Source organism: Profundibacter sp., from assembly GCF_056498605.1.
The window spans coordinates 1-14344 of sequence record NZ_JBSMEZ010000063.1 but is presented as its reverse complement, the minus strand read 5'-3'; the positions used below and the strand labels follow the sequence as shown (position 1 = coordinate 14344).

The window sequence follows — 14344 nt, the reverse complement described above, 5'->3', positions numbered from 1 at the left end:
TGCCCGACATGGGCAATGGGCACGTTGAAACACGGTATGCCGCGTCTGCGCCTGATGGAGAGCTATCAGAAATCCACCGCGGCCCTGTCCTCGACCGATCACATCGGCTACCTGCTGCGCACCTCGCCCGATTGGGAATACCTGCAACATCTACGCAACGAGTGGGACGGCGATCTGGTGGTCAAAGGTGTGTTAAACCCCGATGATGCCCAGCGCCTGCAAAACGAGGGCGTGGATGCGGTCTGGGTCTCGAACCACGCTGGCCGCCAGTTTTCTGGCGCTCCGGCCTCTATCACTGCCCTTCCCGAAATCCGCAAAGCGGTTGGCCCTGATTACCCGCTAATCTTTGATTCCGGCATCAATGGCGGCCTCGACATCCTGCGGGCCATCGCCTTTGGTGCGGATTTCGTCATGCTGGGCCGCGCGTTTCATTACGGCCTTGGCGCATTTGGTGCCAAAGGTGCCGCGCATGTGGTGCATATCCTGACGCAAGACATGCAATCAAACATGGGGCAGATTGGCGCGAAAACCCTGAAAGATGTGCCGAATTGTCTGTGGACCACCTAAGCTCACCCCAAACATACGAATTTACCTGCGGACCATATCACGCTAGATGTTCCGCAACCCAATTAGGTAAGAGGCGCTGACATGACCGATTTCAACAAAATCCTGATCGCCAATCGCGGCGAGATCGCCATCCGCATCATGCGGGCTGCCAACGAGATGGGCAAACGCACGGTGGCGGTGTTCGCCGAAGAGGACAAGCTGGGCCTGCACCGGTTCAAGGCGGACGAGGCTTACCGGATTGGCGAGGGCATGGGGCCGGTCGCCGCCTACCTTTCTATCGAGGAAATCATTCGGGTTGCCAAAATGTCGGGCGCCGATGCGATCCATCCGGGCTATGGTCTGCTGTCGGAAAATCCCGACTTTGTCGATGCCTGCGTAGATGCTGGCATCAGTTTTATCGGCCCCAAAGCCGCCACCATGCGCAAGCTTGGGGATAAGGCCAGCGCCCGCAAAGTGGCGATCGAGGCCGGTGTGCCGGTGATCCCTGCCACCGAGGTTCTTGGCGATGACATGGACAAGGTGCGCGCACAGGCCGCCGAAGTGGGCTACCCCCTGATGCTAAAGGCAAGCTGGGGCGGCGGCGGGCGTGGCATGCGCGCCATCCTGTCCGAGGACGAGTTGGAAGAAAAACTGCTGGAGGGGCGACGCGAGGCGGCTGCCGCCTTTGGCAATGACGAGGGGTATCTGGAAAAGATGATCCAGCGGGCTCGTCACGTCGAAGTGCAAATTCTGGGCGACAGCCACGGCGAGATTTACCATCTGTTTGAGCGCGACTGTTCCGTGCAGCGGCGCAACCAGAAAGTGGTCGAACGTGCGCCTGCGCCGTATCTGACCGAAGAACAACGCACCGAAATCTGTGATCTGGGCGTTCGGATTTGCAAGCATGTCGGCTATGAATGTGCGGGCACGGTCGAATTCCTGATGGACATGGACACCGGCACCTTCCATTTCATCGAAGTCAATCCGCGGGTGCAAGTCGAGCACACTGTGACAGAAGAAGTCACCGGCATCGACATTGTTCAGGCGCAAATCCTGATTACAGAGGGAAAATCCGTGGCCGAGGCAACGGGCAAAGCCAGCCAAGCCGACATCCATCTGAACGGTCACGCCCTGCAATCGCGCATCACCACCGAGGATCCGCAAAACAATTTCATCCCCGACTATGGCCGCATCACCGCCTACCGGTCCGCCACCGGCATGGGTATCCGGCTGGATGGCGGCACCGCTTATGCGGGCGGGGTGATTACGCGGTATTACGACAGCCTACTGGTGAAAATCACCGCCCACGCCCAAACCCCCGAAGCGGCGATTGCGCGCATGGATCGGGCTTTGCGCGAATTCCGTGTGCGCGGCGTGTCGACCAACATCGCGTTCGTTGAAAACTTGCTGCAACACCCGACGTTTCTGGACAACACCTACACCACCAAATTCATCGACAACACGCCGGAGCTGTTCAAGTTCACCAAGCGCCGCGACCGCGCCACCAAAATCCTGACCTATCTGGCGGATATCACCGTCAACGGCCACCCCGAAACCACGGACCGACCCGAACCATCAGCACAGGTAAAAACCCCGCATCCCCCGACCCCGCAAGGCGAACCCGTGGCGGGCACCCGCACCCTGCTGGAGCAAAAAGGCCCACAAGCCGTGGCTGACTGGATGGCGGCGCAAAAGCAACTGCTGCTGACCGACACCACCATGCGCGACGGGCACCAGTCCTTGCTGGCCACCCGCATGCGTTCGATCGACATGATCCGCGTGGCCCCCGCCTATGCCGCCAACATGCCGCAACTGTTCAGCATGGAATGCTGGGGCGGGGCGACCTTTGATGTGGCCTACCGCTTCTTGCAGGAATGCCCGTGGCAACGCCTGCGTGATCTGCGCCGTGCCATGCCAAATGTGATGAGCCAAATGCTGCTGCGCGCTAGTAACGGGGTGGGCTATACCAATTATCCCGACAATGTGGTGCAGGAGTTTGTCCGCCAAGCCGCCGCCAGCGGCGTTGACGTGTTCCGCGTGTTTGATTCACTGAACTGGGTTGAAAACATGCGTGTAGCGATGGATGCGGTGGTTAAAGCGAACAAAGTTTGCGAGGGCACGATTTGCTACACTGGCGACATCCTGAACCCTGATCGGGCCAAGTATGACCTGAAATACTATGTGGCGATGGGCAAGGATTTGAAGGCTGCAGGCGCGCATATTCTGGGCCTCAAAGACATGGCGGGGCTGTTGAAACCGGCCTCGGCCACAGTGCTGGTTAAGGCGTTGAAAGAAGAGGTCGGCCTGCCGATCCACTTCCACACCCACGACACCTCCGGTATTGCAGGCGCAACGATCCTTGCGGCCTCGGACGCTGGCGTTGACGCCGTTGATGTGGCGATGGACGCGTTTTCCGGCGGCACCTCGCAGGCCTGTCTGGGGTCTATCGTTGAGGCCCTGCGCCACACCCCGCGCGATACGGGCATCGACATCGCCAATGTGCGGCAAATCTCGGATTACTGGGAACAGGTCCGTGCCCAGTATGTGGCGTTTGAATCAGGCCTCGCGGCCCCCACAAGCGAGGTTTACCTGCACGAAATGCCGGGTGGGCAGTTCACCAATCTGAAAGCGCAGGCACGGTCTTTGGGGTTAGAGGAACGCTGGCACGAGGTGGCGCAAACCTATGCGGATGTGAACCAGATGTTTGGTGATATTGTGAAGGTCACGCCATCCTCCAAAGTCGTGGGCGATATGGCGCTGATGATGGTGTCCCAAGGTCTGACCCGCGCACAAGTTGAGGACCCCGCCCATGATGTGTCCTTCCCTGACAGCGTGATCGACATGATGCGCGGCAATCTGGGCCAGCCCCCGGGCGGGTTTCCAAAACCGTTCATTGATAAGGTGCTAAAGGGCGACAAACCTGACACTTCGCGCCCCGGCGCACATTTGAAAGCGGTTGATCTGGAAGCAACCCGCAGCGATCTGTCCAAAGAACTCGGCGGCTTTAAAATCGATGACGAGGATATGAACGGCTACCTGATGTATCCCAAGGTGTTTCTGGATTACATGGGCCGCCACCGTCAATACGGCCCCGTGCGCACCCTGCCGACCCGCGCATTTTTCTATGGTATGGATGCGGGCGAGGAAATCACCGCCGAAATCGACCCCGGCAAAACGCTGGAAATCCGGCTGCAAGCGGTGGGTGAAACCAACGAGGATGGCGACGTCAAAGTGTTCTTCGAGCTGAACGGCCAACCCCGCACCATCCGCGTGCCCAATCGCCTAATCAAATCGCAAACCGCCCAGCGCCCTAAGGCTGAGGAAGGCAATACAAACCACATCGGTGGCCCGATGCCCGGCGTGGTGGCAACCGTGGCGGTGACCGCAGGTCAAGAGGTGCACGAGGGCGACCTGCTGCTGACCATCGAGGCAATGACAATGGAAACCGGCATCCACGCCGACCGCGACGCGGTGGTGAAAGCCGTGCATGTGCATGCGGGCGGGCAGATTGACGCAAAGGATTTGCTGGTGGAACTGGAGCCGTGAGAAGCCTGATACGTCTGCTATTGGTTGGTGTATTACTGTCGGCCCCCTTGGCCAGCCATGCAGGCGACCCCGTTATAACTTTCGCGCCGGATGATCCGGCGATGAACTCAGCGATCCAACAGGCGCGGGACACATTGGGGGTTTTTCTGGCAAATGTGCTGGATGCAAAGGGCGTGTCCCAAACAGATACCACGCTGAAAATTGCGTTTCAGGTCGATGCGGCTGACTATGGTGAAGAAATAATCTGGGTATCAGGTTTTTCCCGCAACACCGAAGGGCGCTATATCGGTTATCTGGCAAACGAGCCTAACCACATGCCTGACAAACGTATTGGCAGCAAAGTGCGCTTTACCGCACATCAAATCCGCGACTGGGGGTATTTTGATGCTGATGGCAGGTTGTTTGGCCATTATACCACCCGTGTATTGCTCAAAACAATGCCGCAAAATCAGGCAAAACCAATCCTTGATCTGCTGTCGGATCATCCCGTTCCCGACAGGTGGAAACCTCTCTAGGGTCCGGTGATAATGCACCTGCCTCCCGACATGCGCCAATCAGAATAAAGCAAAGGCGGGGCGAAAGCCGCGCCTTTTCATTTTGACAACCCGCCCCCCTTGGGGGATGCTGGCAATGCAACAGGAGAACCGCGAATGATGATCTCAATCACCCCGCTCTACGCTGGCCTCATCGCTTTGCTTTTTGTCTTTCTCAGCTACCGCGTGATCACCGTGCGCCGCAGCGACAAGATATCGCTCGGGGATGGCGACAACCCTGCCATGGCCTACCGCATCCGTGCGCAAGCCAATTGCGCTGAATATGCGCCGCTGGCGTTGATATTACTGGCAATGGCCGAGCTGCAAGGCGCCCCTATCTGGGTGGTGCACCTGTTGGGCGTGATGCTGGTGGCCGGACGTATTATTCACGCATGGGGCCTCAGCCAATCACCACAAAACCTGCCGACCCGTGTGTATGGAATGATGCTGACACTGGCGATGATCACCTTCACCGCCATCGCCAATATTGGCCACGCGTTGTTTTAGGACCGCCTGATATACCATTCGGCAAACAGGATGTTAGGTATCCAACACATCCACGCAAGGTATAGCGAGGCTTGGGTGTATTCAAACCCTGCTGCCATGAACCCCAGCAAATACAGCCGCAAGGTCACTGCCGCGAAGGTTAACGCGAATGAGCGGATCATCCAGCGGTGGTGGTTGGCAATCTGGCCCACCATCGCCAGACGCACAGCATTGGCCGTGACACCGATCCACAGGATCGATAGGATGCCAAAGCCTAGGCTGACCACAATTCCCCCCTTGGCCCCCAGCGCAATGACCGACCCTGACAGGCCGCCAACCAGAATGGCACTGGCGTAAATCCGGCCCGTCCAGCGATGCAAGGTAGGCCTGCGTGCCCGCAGACGTGGGAAAAACTGCATCGCCCCCAGTGCCAGCGCTATGGGGGATGCGGATATATGCAGCACGAAGGCCAGCCAGCGCTGATCCAGATGCCCCAGCATATCGGGAAACGATAGGGTCAGCTTCAGGAACACAAACCGGTAGGTTATGAGCGCCACAATGATGCTCAGCGTTGCAATTATCAAGATCGGGGTTCGGGATTTGGTCACGGGGTGCTCCGGTTTAATTTTGACACTGTCAAGTTATCGTATTGAAATTGACACTGTCAAGATACATGTTACCCTGCCCGCATGACCGACCCTAAACGCCCCCACCACCATGGCAATCTGCGCGAAGCCCTGATCACAGCGGGGCTGGACCTGATGGAAGAAGGCGGGCCAGACGCCCTGACGTTGCGAAAATGCGCCAAACGTGCCGGTGTTTCACATGCTGCACCGGCCCATCATTTCAACGGGTTAACCGGCCTGCAAGCCGCCATCGTCGCCCGTGGACACCGCCTGTTTTCTGACTTTATGCGCAAAGCAGGGGCCGAAGCCGCAAACACACCCCACGCCCAACTTGTCGCGATTTGTGACGGCTATATCGCTTTTTCACGCTGTCACACGGCGGTGTTCAAATTCATGTTTCAACCCCATGACGTAGATCGAGAAACGCTGGATAAAACCACACGCGCCGAATTGGAACACGAAACAAGTGCCTCGTATCAAATCCTGCGCGAGGCCTGTGCGCCATTCAAGCATGGCAATGCTGATCATCTGGGCACCGAAATTATGATCTGGTCGCTGGTTCATGGCTACGCCATGCTGTTTTGTGACCCTCCGAAAAATCCGGCCCCACCACAAACCATTCCCGATTTCTCGCAAATCCTGCCAAAGCTGCAATTGAAATCCGCGGACACCGCCTAGCCGGATATTTTTCATATCAGCGCCATTTAACCCTTGCGGTCCGACAAACCAGCGCTATATATCGCCAGACCATTTGGTATGCGGGCGTAGCTCAGGGGTAGAGCATAACCTTACCAAGGTTAGGGTCGAGAGTTCGAATCTCTTCGCCCGCTCCAAATGGACCACAAAACGGCGTAGCCTTCTGGCTGCGCCGTTTGTCGTTTTCCCGTTAAAATGCCTTGAATGTCAGTGTGGTCAGCGACCGTTTGATGCCCTTGATATCCAGCAGGTTGTCGCTGATGTATTTGCCCACGTCCTGATCCGCCGGAATATACATCTTCATCATCAAATCATAATCACCCGATGTCGAATACAGTTCGGAATGGATTTCACGGGCAATAATCTGTTGCGCGACCTTATAGGTTTTGCCAGGGCGACAGCGCAGCTGGACGAATACACAGGTGGACATGGGGATCTCCGATTATCTGGTTTGGCCCAAACTTGGCACGAAAACCGCACCCGCCACAAGAACCATTGCGCATGGCTTGGATTCACCCCCCACCCCGCCTATAGAAGGCGCGAACAACCATGCGGAGGCGGTCATGCGCACAGCGACGATCACGCGAAAAACGGCAGAGACCGATATCACGGTTCAGGTGAACCTTGATGGCACCGGCATCTATGACAATAAAACGGGCGTCGGGTTCTTTGACCATATGCTGGACCAGCTGTCGCGCCACTCGCTGGTGGATATCACTGTGCGGGCCACAGGTGATCTGCATATTGACGACCACCACACGGTCGAGGATGTCGGCATTGCGCTGGGGCAGGCTTTGGTTGCGGCTGTGGGCGATAAAAAGGGCATCCGGCGCTATGGCGAATGCCATTTGCCGATGGATGATGCCCAAGTGCGGTGTGCGCTGGACCTGTCGGCACGGCCCTATCTGGTGTGGAATGTTGATATGCCAACGGCCAAAATCGGCACGTTTGACACTGAACTGGTGCGTGAATTTTTTCAGGCGCTGGCAACGCACGGCGGCATCACCCTGCACATCGACCAGATCCACGGCTTTAACAGCCACCACGTCGCCGAGGCGGCCTTCAAGGCGGTGGCGCGGGCGTTGCGCATTGCGCTGGAGACTGATCCACGCAAATCGGACGCGATCCCGTCGACCAAGGGGGCACTGTAAGTGCTCACCGTTTTAATCGACTATGAGTCCGGTAATCTGCATTCGGCTGAAAAGGCGTTTCAGCGCATGGCGGTTGAGGCGGATGCAGGCGAGGTGATTGTCACCTCGAACCCCGAAGATGTGCTGCGGGCTGACCGAATTGTTCTACCCGGGGATGGCGCATTTCCAGCGTGCAAAGCGGCGCTGTTTGACCACAGCGGCCTGTTTGAAGCCACCCGCGAGATGGTGATCGACAAGGGCCGCCCGTTTCTGGGTATTTGTGTCGGCATGCAGATGATGGCTACTTGGGGGCGCGAATACGAAGATACGCGCGGCTTTGACTGGATCGGTGGCGAGATTGTGAAAATTACGCCATCAGACAAGTCGCTGAAGGTGCCGCATATGGGCTGGAACGATCTGGTTCTGGACCGTCGCCACGCGGTTCTGGATGGCGTGGAAACTGGCGACCACGCCTATTTCGTGCACAGTTACAAGTTTGAAGTGGCCAACCCTGCGGACCGCATTGCGCATGTGGACTATGGCAGCGATATCACCGCGATCATTGGGCGCGACAACATGCTGGGCATGCAGTTCCATCCGGAAAAAAGCCAGAGCGCGGGACTGCGGATGATTTCAAATTTCCTAACGTGGGCGCCCTAGGCTAATCCACACGGGTCCATGTCTGTTTTTTGCAAATCGGCCCCTTGCAGCCGCGGATCATTAACCTGTCCCCGACCACATCTATTGCGGCCTTGGCGGTCAGGTTCATAATCGGCACAAAAACGCGGCCGTTCCGGTAGGTTTCGGTGCTGACCTCGACCAGATTCCAGAACAGAATTTTACCCGTATTTTTTGTGATAATCGGCGCCCCGTTTCGATCATAAGTGCGCACCAGTTTGCCGCAAAAGGCCGCCCCGCATCTGCTCACCACCACATGGCCGGTTTGTTTTTTGCCATCGGGCGGGGACAACCATGTGCCCAATATGGCCTGTGCCGAGGCCGGTGCGGCCGCCAGCACCAATGCGAGAAGGGCCCCATTGATCAGGAGCTTGGCAGATATAATGCGTATCATTTCATCTTCTTTCAAATGGCGCGGCCATAAACTGGCCCAAAAATCTTGTGTTGTAATAATGCTTATAAAATACACGTAATCGTTCAAAACGCCACGAAAAAAGCCAGCGCCCGCAGGCACTGGCTCATTCTGAACTTTCTGACGTGGACGCCGTAGAGCTAAACGATCACTTGATCCGTTTCCAAATGCCGCCATTGCGGCAAATTCCAAAGACACAGCCTTTGATTGCCAGATTGTTTCCGGTCATTGTCATTTTCGAGGAGTAGGTTTTATCGCGATCAGGCGCCCAGACTTTCCCACCACTATAATATCCGTCACCTTGGGGAACCATACCCCAGATGATTTTACGACCAATGTTATCCGACGCAAGCGGTGCGCCGCTGCTGTCAAAAGATTTTACCAGTACACCACAGATTTTTGCGCCGCACGCGGATACCTTGATATGGCCAAAGTTACCGTTGTCGTCCTTTGCTGTTTTCCACAAACCTTCGACCGGATCGGCAAACGTCGGCGCCGCCAGTGCGAATATAAACGCGAAAATAAGTCCTAGTTTCTTCATTTTGGTTTCCTCCCATGGATTATTGCATCCACTCTGCCCAGACTGCCCCAATCTGGCAAGCCTAACGTTGGGTCGTTTGATCGCTTTGCATTTGGCCGCGCTTCGTGCAAAACAGCGGATGAATGATCCAGACAAGGCCCTAAATTATGATCCTATACCCCGCGATTGACCTGAAAGACGGCCAAGCCGTTCGCCTGATCAAGGGCGATATGACCAAATCCACCGTGTTTAATGACAGTCCTGCTAGCCAAGCGCAGGCCTTTGTCGATGCGGGCTGTGAATGGCTGCATCTGGTTGACCTGAACGGGGCGTTTGCGGGCGAGCCTGTGAACGGGGCCGCTGTTGAAGCAATTCTGGCGGCAACCGATGTGCCCGCGCAACTGGGCGGCGGCATCCGCGATATGGCCACGATCGAGCGTTGGGTCGAGCGCGGCATCGCGCGGATAATTCTGGGCACTGTGGCGGTGGAAAACCCCGATCTGGTGCGGCAGGCGGCAAAAGCGTTCCCCGGCAAGGTCGCCGTGGGCATTGATGCGCGCGATGGCCGTGTTGCAACCAAGGGTTGGGCGACAGAAACCGACGTGATGGTCACCGATCTGGCGCGCTCATTCGAGGACGCAGGCGTGGCCGCGATCATCTACACCGACATCAACCGCGACGGCGCGATGCAGGGACCGAACGTGGAGGCGACAGCCGCGCTGGCCAATGCGGTGGACATTCCGGTGATTGCTTCGGGCGGGGTCAGTTCAATGGCAGACCTTGAGGCGCTGCGCGATTGCGGGGCGGCTTTGAATGGTGCCATTTCAGGGCGAGCATTGTATGACGGGGCGATTGATCTGGGTGCTGCATTGGCGTTGTTGAAAGGATGATCTGTGTCTAATGTTATCAAGGCCAGTTTGCCGCCTCAAAGCATGTTACATACGATCAAACAGCCCGATGACTTTCTGGATTGCTACAGATGCACAACATCTGTTGGTGTGGATCAAGCCGCCGAGCAAGCAATGGATTTCCCCTTCTGGGTTACATGGCTCATGAAAATCCGCAACATCGTGGTCACGCCATTCGGGTTACGAACCGATCTGGGCCAAGGTGAAACCATCGGGTTTTTCCCCATCGTGAAGCGCAATGATGCCGAGATCATCTTGGGGTTTGATGACAAGCATCTGGATTTTCGCATCTCTATCCTGACCGATGGCAGCCACGCATATGGGGCAACATCGGTACGACGGCACAACCGGCTGGGGCGCATCTATCTGGCAATGATTATGCCATTCCACGTATTGATAATGCGCAATGCCATTGGGCGGATAGATTAATGGGCATCCGTTGCTCAAGGTATGCAAGATGAGCGCCCTCACAGCCCTGTTCCTGCTGGCCTTCTCTGCCGCGACCCTACTGCCTGGCGGGTCCGAAGTGGCACTGGTGGCGATGGCATCCCTGTCGGAACATTCCACCCTGACCCTGCTACTGGTGGCCAGTGCGGGTAATATCCTTGGGTCGGTGTTGAACTACGGCTTGGGCCACCTTGCCCTGCATTATCAGAACCGTAAATGGTTCCCCGCCTCGCCTGATGCGCTGAACAAAGCGCAGGGCTGGTTCGCGCATTTGGGCCAATGGGCGGTGTTGTTGGCGTGGGTTCCGATCATCGGCGATCCGATCACCGTAACCGCAGGAGTGATGCGAATGAATTTCGCGCGGTTCCTGTTGCTGGTCACGATCTCGAAAACCCTGCGGTATATGGTGGTGTTGGGGGGGGTTGGGGTATTTACCTAGCACGCTTGACCTTTGAAATATTTCAAATGGAATTAGAGGATGAAAGGAATATCCAAATGACCAATACCGGATATCTTTTAGCAATAACTGCCTGCCTGCCATTGATCATCTTTGTGGTCTGGGCCTTTGTCACCAGGCTGCCTCAGTACAATGCGAGAAAACTATTATTCTTTCGCAATCGGATCATCGCAATGGCCGTCAGCATTATTACCCTAGAGGCAGTACTGATTTTTTCCAGTTGGCTGATCTATGAAATGGGCGGATGTCATGGCGGTTTACTCGCTCAAGCAAGTTGCACCAGCCTGTCGGACGTAATAGGCAGCATGATGCATGATATTTGGTTTCTTGGGGCAATATATCTGGTTGCAGCCGGTCTGCCCGCGTTGCTTTTGTTGGGGGTGATCGAATTCATAACCCGCCGCAAATACCGAACTTCACTGACCGAAGATGCGGCGGGATAAATAACTATTACTCGGCCACGGCCTGCCCCGTCAGCGCGCCCAGCACCTTGGTCAGCTTCATCACGATCGGCGCATCTGCCGGAATGTCGAAATCCGCCAGCATGTCGGCGGGGTTTTCATAGGCGAGCCACACTTTGCCGTCACCATCCTGATAGGCCAGCACACGGGCGGGCAGCGCGACACCAGCCAGCGGGTTCATCTGCATTGCGGGTGTGCCGACCTCGGGCTTGCCAAAGATCAGCAACGCCATCGGGGCCAGTTCCTCGTTGATCATTGCAGCACCCTTGGCATGCTCGACACGGGCGAACACCTTGGCCCCTGCGCCCTCGACAACGCTCGTTAGACGGTTCAGGCTTTCATCGACAGAATAGGGGCTGGCGACTTTGATCATTTCAGCGTTGGCAAATGTGGCAATCGCTGACAGGCCAGCGGCGAGGAAAAACGTTTTCATAAAGTGCTCCGATGTGTTTGGGTTCGCGCGAATGTATGACATTCGCCCACCCCGTTCTCCTTGTCAAAACAGAACGGATCACAGTCTGGTGATCTGGGCGAAACTCTGCTGGTTCCGGTCCCTGATACGGGTCAAGCGGCGCATATCTCAAATCCATTGCGAAAACCATTTCGACGCGTAATACATAGGTATTCCTTTCGCAGGAGCCAGCAATGAACCAGCCCGACACACCAAAACAAGCCGGATACAGAATGCCCGCAGAATGGGGCCCGCACGCGCGCACATGGATGATGTGGCCCACCCGGGACGAGGTCTGGGATGACATGACCGCGACCTGCAAGAACTATGTGGCCGTCGCCCATGCCATTCGCGATTTTGAACCGCTGACGATGCTGGTGCAGCCAGAAAACCGTGCCGAGGCGCAGGCGATGCTGGGGAGTGATATTGATACGCTAGAGCATCCGGTCAATGACAGCTGGGCGCGGGATGCGGGGCCGTGTTTTGTGACCAACGATAAAGGCGCGCGTGCGGGGGTATCCTTTGAATTTAACGCGTGGGGCGGGAAATACACCCCGTTTGACGGCGATAACAGCGCGGCGCAGGCGATTTTGGACGCGGCAGATGTGCCGATGTTCTGCTCAGACCTGATTGCCGAAGGCGGTGGCATCAGCGTCGATGGCCAAGGCACCATCCTGACCACAGACAGCTGTTTTCCCAACCCGAACCGCAATCCGGACTGGAGCCGCGCACGGATTGAACAGGAATTGAAGGATATGCTGGGCGGCAACAAGGTGATCTGGCTGCCCGGCAACGTGCTGGAAACCGAAACCGACGGCCATGTTGACGGGATCGCCGCCTTTGTGGCTGCGGGCGTGGTTCTGATCGAGGCGGCGGGGCCCAAGGACCACGACTGGCACCACATCAACGCTGCCAATATCGCCGCAATGGAGGAGCAAACCGATGCGATGGGCCGCCCGATCAAACTGATCACAATGCCGGATGCAACGGGGGCGGACACGTGTGGATATGAAGATATGTTTTGTCTGTCCTACATCAATTCCTACATATGCAATGGCGCGGTCATCATGCCGAAATACGGGATTAAGACAGATGGTGAAGTGCATGAAATATATCAGGATTTATTCCCGAACCGGCGCATCATTCAAGTGCCTATCCCCACAATCGCCATCGGCGGTGGCGGCATTCATTGCATCACCCAACAGGAACCGGCCCCTGTTGACACCATTTAACAATCCGCTACCCTTTAGTGCATCGCAACCGGAGTATACATCGTGAAATTTTTTCTTTCGCTACTTTTCGTTTTCTTCCCATTCATTGCCACAGCCGAAGCAACCGGAGGCTATAGCTATGGCTTTGGTGATGACATCATCGGTGTCGGTGTCGTGGTTGTTTTAGTGATTGTTGTTGTGGCCTTTATTATCTTCAAACATTATCTTCAAACGCCGCAAATAAAGCAGTGCCGCTTGTTCGACCATTGTGTCAGCCGTGCAAGCCTTTTATGACAAGGCTATGTTGAAAACCCGTATTATCCCCTGCCTTGATGTCGCCGATGGCCGCGTGGTCAAAGGTGTGAATTTCGTTGATCTGGTTGATGCCGGTGATCCGGTCGATGCTGCCAAAGCCTATGATACGGCGGGGGCGGACGAGCTGTGCTTTCTGGATATCAAAGCCACGGTGGAAAACCGCGGCACTATGTTTGATCTGGCCACCCGCACCGCCGAACATTGCTTCATGCCGCTGACCATCGGTGGCGGGGTGCGCAATTCCGATGATGTGCGGGCACTGCTGCTGGCGGGGGCCGATAAGGTATCGTTCAATTCGGCCGCAGTGGCCAACCCAGATGTGATTGCGGATGCGGCCAATCATTTCGGGTCGCAATGCATCGTGGTGGCGATTGACGCGAAAACCGTATCGCCCGGAAAATGGGAAATATTCACCCACGGCGGGCGCGAGGCGACGGGCATTGATGCAGTGGAGTTCGCCAAATTGGTGGTCTCCAAAGGGGCCGGTGAAATCCTGCTGACCAGCATGGACCGCGACGGCACCAAACAGGGGTTCAACCTGCCGCTGACCCGCGCCATTTCGGACGCGGTGCCGGTGCCGGTGATTGCCTCCGGCGGGGTCGGCACGTTGGACCATCTGGTTGAGGGTGTGACCGAGGGCCATGCCTCGGCCGTGCTGGCCGCTAGCATTTTCCATTTTGGCACCTACACGATTAATGAGGCCAAACAACACATGGCGAACGCGGGCATCCCGATGAGGCTGACATGAATGTATTAGAACAACTGGCCGCCACCATTGAGGGGCGCAAAGGGGCTGACCCTGACACGTCTTGGACGGCGAAATTGCTGGCCAAAGGGCCGGAGAAATGCGCCGAGAAGTTCGGCGAAGAGGCGGTTGAGGCGATCATCGAAGCCGTCAAAGGCGACCGCGCGGCCCTGACC

At 56.6% G+C, this 14344-nt stretch carries 20 protein-coding genes and 1 tRNA gene; 16 read left to right on the top strand and 5 right to left on the bottom strand.

The annotated features are described in order from the left end of the window. The 4 genes from ACWB12_RS06670 to ACWB12_RS06655 form a co-directional block, all read left to right on the top strand. A partial coding sequence (locus tag ACWB12_RS06670) for an alpha-hydroxy acid oxidase (RefSeq protein ID WP_479529284.1) occupies window positions 1–567 on the top strand: 567 nt, incomplete at its 5' end. An 81-nt stretch (window positions 568–648) separates the two neighbouring features. Further along, complete coding sequence (locus ACWB12_RS06665; RefSeq protein WP_479529283.1) at window positions 649–4092, top strand: pyruvate carboxylase; 3444 nt, start codon at window positions 649–651, stop codon at window positions 4090–4092. After that, complete coding sequence (locus ACWB12_RS06660) at window positions 4089–4607, top strand: YegJ family protein (RefSeq protein WP_479529282.1); 519 nt, start codon at window positions 4089–4091, stop codon at window positions 4605–4607. Before ACWB12_RS06665 ends, ACWB12_RS06660 begins: the two co-directional genes overlap by 4 nt. Before the next feature lie 135 nt (window positions 4608–4742). After that, window positions 4743–5132: an MAPEG family protein gene (locus ACWB12_RS06655; protein ID WP_479529281.1), complete on the top strand. Its 390-nt coding sequence runs from the start codon at window positions 4743–4745 to the stop codon at window positions 5130–5132. Here the strand turns inward: ACWB12_RS06655 and ACWB12_RS06650 are convergent. Continuing rightward, on the bottom strand, window positions 5129–5719 hold the full coding sequence (locus tag ACWB12_RS06650; RefSeq protein WP_479529280.1) for a DUF2306 domain-containing protein: 591 nt from the start codon (window positions 5717–5719) through the stop codon (window positions 5129–5131). The two genes, ACWB12_RS06655 and ACWB12_RS06650, sit on opposite strands and share 4 nt — an antisense overlap. 81 nt (window positions 5720–5800) lie before the next feature. Here ACWB12_RS06650 and ACWB12_RS06645 point away from each other — a divergent pair, with 81 nt between their 5' ends. After that, window positions 5801–6415 (top strand): TetR/AcrR family transcriptional regulator, encoded by a 615-nt coding sequence (locus ACWB12_RS06645; RefSeq protein WP_479529279.1) that lies wholly within the window; start codon window positions 5801–5803, stop codon window positions 6413–6415. A gap of 80 nt (window positions 6416–6495) precedes the next feature. Beyond that, a tRNA-Gly gene (locus ACWB12_RS06640) sits at window positions 6496–6570 on the top strand. 53 nt (window positions 6571–6623) lie between these two features. Here ACWB12_RS06640 and ACWB12_RS06635 read toward each other — a convergent pair. Further along, entirely contained in the window at window positions 6624–6863 is a 240-nt protein-coding gene (locus ACWB12_RS06635) for an Lrp/AsnC ligand binding domain-containing protein (protein WP_479529278.1), read from the bottom strand. Between the two features lie 133 nt (window positions 6864–6996). On the opposite strand from ACWB12_RS06635, the gene hisB reads away from it, so the two are divergent. Continuing rightward, window positions 6997–7584, top strand: a complete 588-nt coding sequence (gene hisB / locus ACWB12_RS06630; RefSeq protein ID WP_479529277.1) for an imidazoleglycerol-phosphate dehydratase HisB — start codon at window positions 6997–6999, stop codon at window positions 7582–7584. After that, window positions 7585–8223, top strand: coding sequence for an imidazole glycerol phosphate synthase subunit HisH (hisH, locus tag ACWB12_RS06625; RefSeq protein ID WP_479529276.1), 639 nt, complete (start codon window positions 7585–7587; stop codon window positions 8221–8223). Between the two features lies 1 nt (window position 8224). On the opposite strand, the gene ACWB12_RS06620 is transcribed toward hisH, so the two are convergent. Next, window positions 8225–8635, bottom strand: coding sequence for a DUF2147 domain-containing protein (locus ACWB12_RS06620; protein WP_479529275.1), 411 nt, complete (start codon window positions 8633–8635; stop codon window positions 8225–8227). Between the two features lie 166 nt (window positions 8636–8801). After that, window positions 8802–9194, bottom strand: coding sequence for a DUF2147 domain-containing protein (locus ACWB12_RS06615; RefSeq protein ID WP_479529274.1), 393 nt, complete (start codon window positions 9192–9194; stop codon window positions 8802–8804). Between the two features lie 146 nt (window positions 9195–9340). Here ACWB12_RS06615 and hisA point away from each other — a divergent pair, with 146 nt between their 5' ends. From hisA to ACWB12_RS06595, 4 genes are read left to right on the top strand one after another with little or no spacing between them, the layout of a single operon-like run. Continuing rightward, window positions 9341–10063, top strand: coding sequence for a 1-(5-phosphoribosyl)-5-[(5-phosphoribosylamino)methylideneamino]imidazole-4-carboxamide isomerase (hisA, locus tag ACWB12_RS06610; RefSeq protein ID WP_479529273.1), 723 nt, complete (start codon window positions 9341–9343; stop codon window positions 10061–10063). Window positions 10064–10066: 3 nt separating this feature from the next. Beyond that, a complete protein-coding gene (locus ACWB12_RS06605) occupies window positions 10067–10510 on the top strand; it encodes a DUF2867 domain-containing protein (protein ID WP_479529272.1) in 444 nt (147 codons plus the stop codon). A 28-nt stretch (window positions 10511–10538) separates the two neighbouring features. Continuing rightward, on the top strand, window positions 10539–10967 hold the full coding sequence (locus tag ACWB12_RS06600; protein ID WP_479529271.1) for a YqaA family protein: 429 nt from the start codon (window positions 10539–10541) through the stop codon (window positions 10965–10967). 56 nt (window positions 10968–11023) lie between these two features. Continuing rightward, the gene (locus ACWB12_RS06595) at window positions 11024–11428 is read left to right on the top strand and encodes a hypothetical protein (RefSeq protein ID WP_479529270.1); all 405 of its coding nucleotides are present in this window, start codon (window positions 11024–11026) and stop codon (window positions 11426–11428) included. Window positions 11429–11435: 7 nt separating this feature from the next. Here ACWB12_RS06595 and ACWB12_RS06590 read toward each other — a convergent pair whose 3' ends face one another. After that, a complete protein-coding gene (locus ACWB12_RS06590; RefSeq protein ID WP_479529269.1) occupies window positions 11436–11879 on the bottom strand; it encodes a DUF302 domain-containing protein in 444 nt (147 codons plus the stop codon). A gap of 212 nt (window positions 11880–12091) precedes the next feature. Between ACWB12_RS06590 and ACWB12_RS06585 the strand changes: the two genes are divergently transcribed. The 4 genes from ACWB12_RS06585 to hisE all read left to right on the top strand — a co-directional run. Beyond that, entirely contained in the window at window positions 12092–13129 is a 1038-nt protein-coding gene (locus ACWB12_RS06585) for an agmatine deiminase family protein (protein ID WP_479529268.1), read from the top strand. Between the two features lie 42 nt (window positions 13130–13171). Then, on the top strand, window positions 13172–13402 hold the full coding sequence (locus tag ACWB12_RS06580; protein ID WP_479529267.1) for a hypothetical protein: 231 nt from the start codon (window positions 13172–13174) through the stop codon (window positions 13400–13402). Between the two features lie 7 nt (window positions 13403–13409). Next, a complete protein-coding gene (gene hisF / locus ACWB12_RS06575; protein ID WP_479529266.1) occupies window positions 13410–14171 on the top strand; it encodes an imidazole glycerol phosphate synthase subunit HisF in 762 nt (253 codons plus the stop codon). After that, the coding region (gene hisE / locus ACWB12_RS06570; protein ID WP_479529285.1) for a phosphoribosyl-ATP diphosphatase at window positions 14168–14344 on the top strand (177 nt) is incomplete at its 3' end. The genes hisF and hisE, both read left to right, overlap by 4 nt.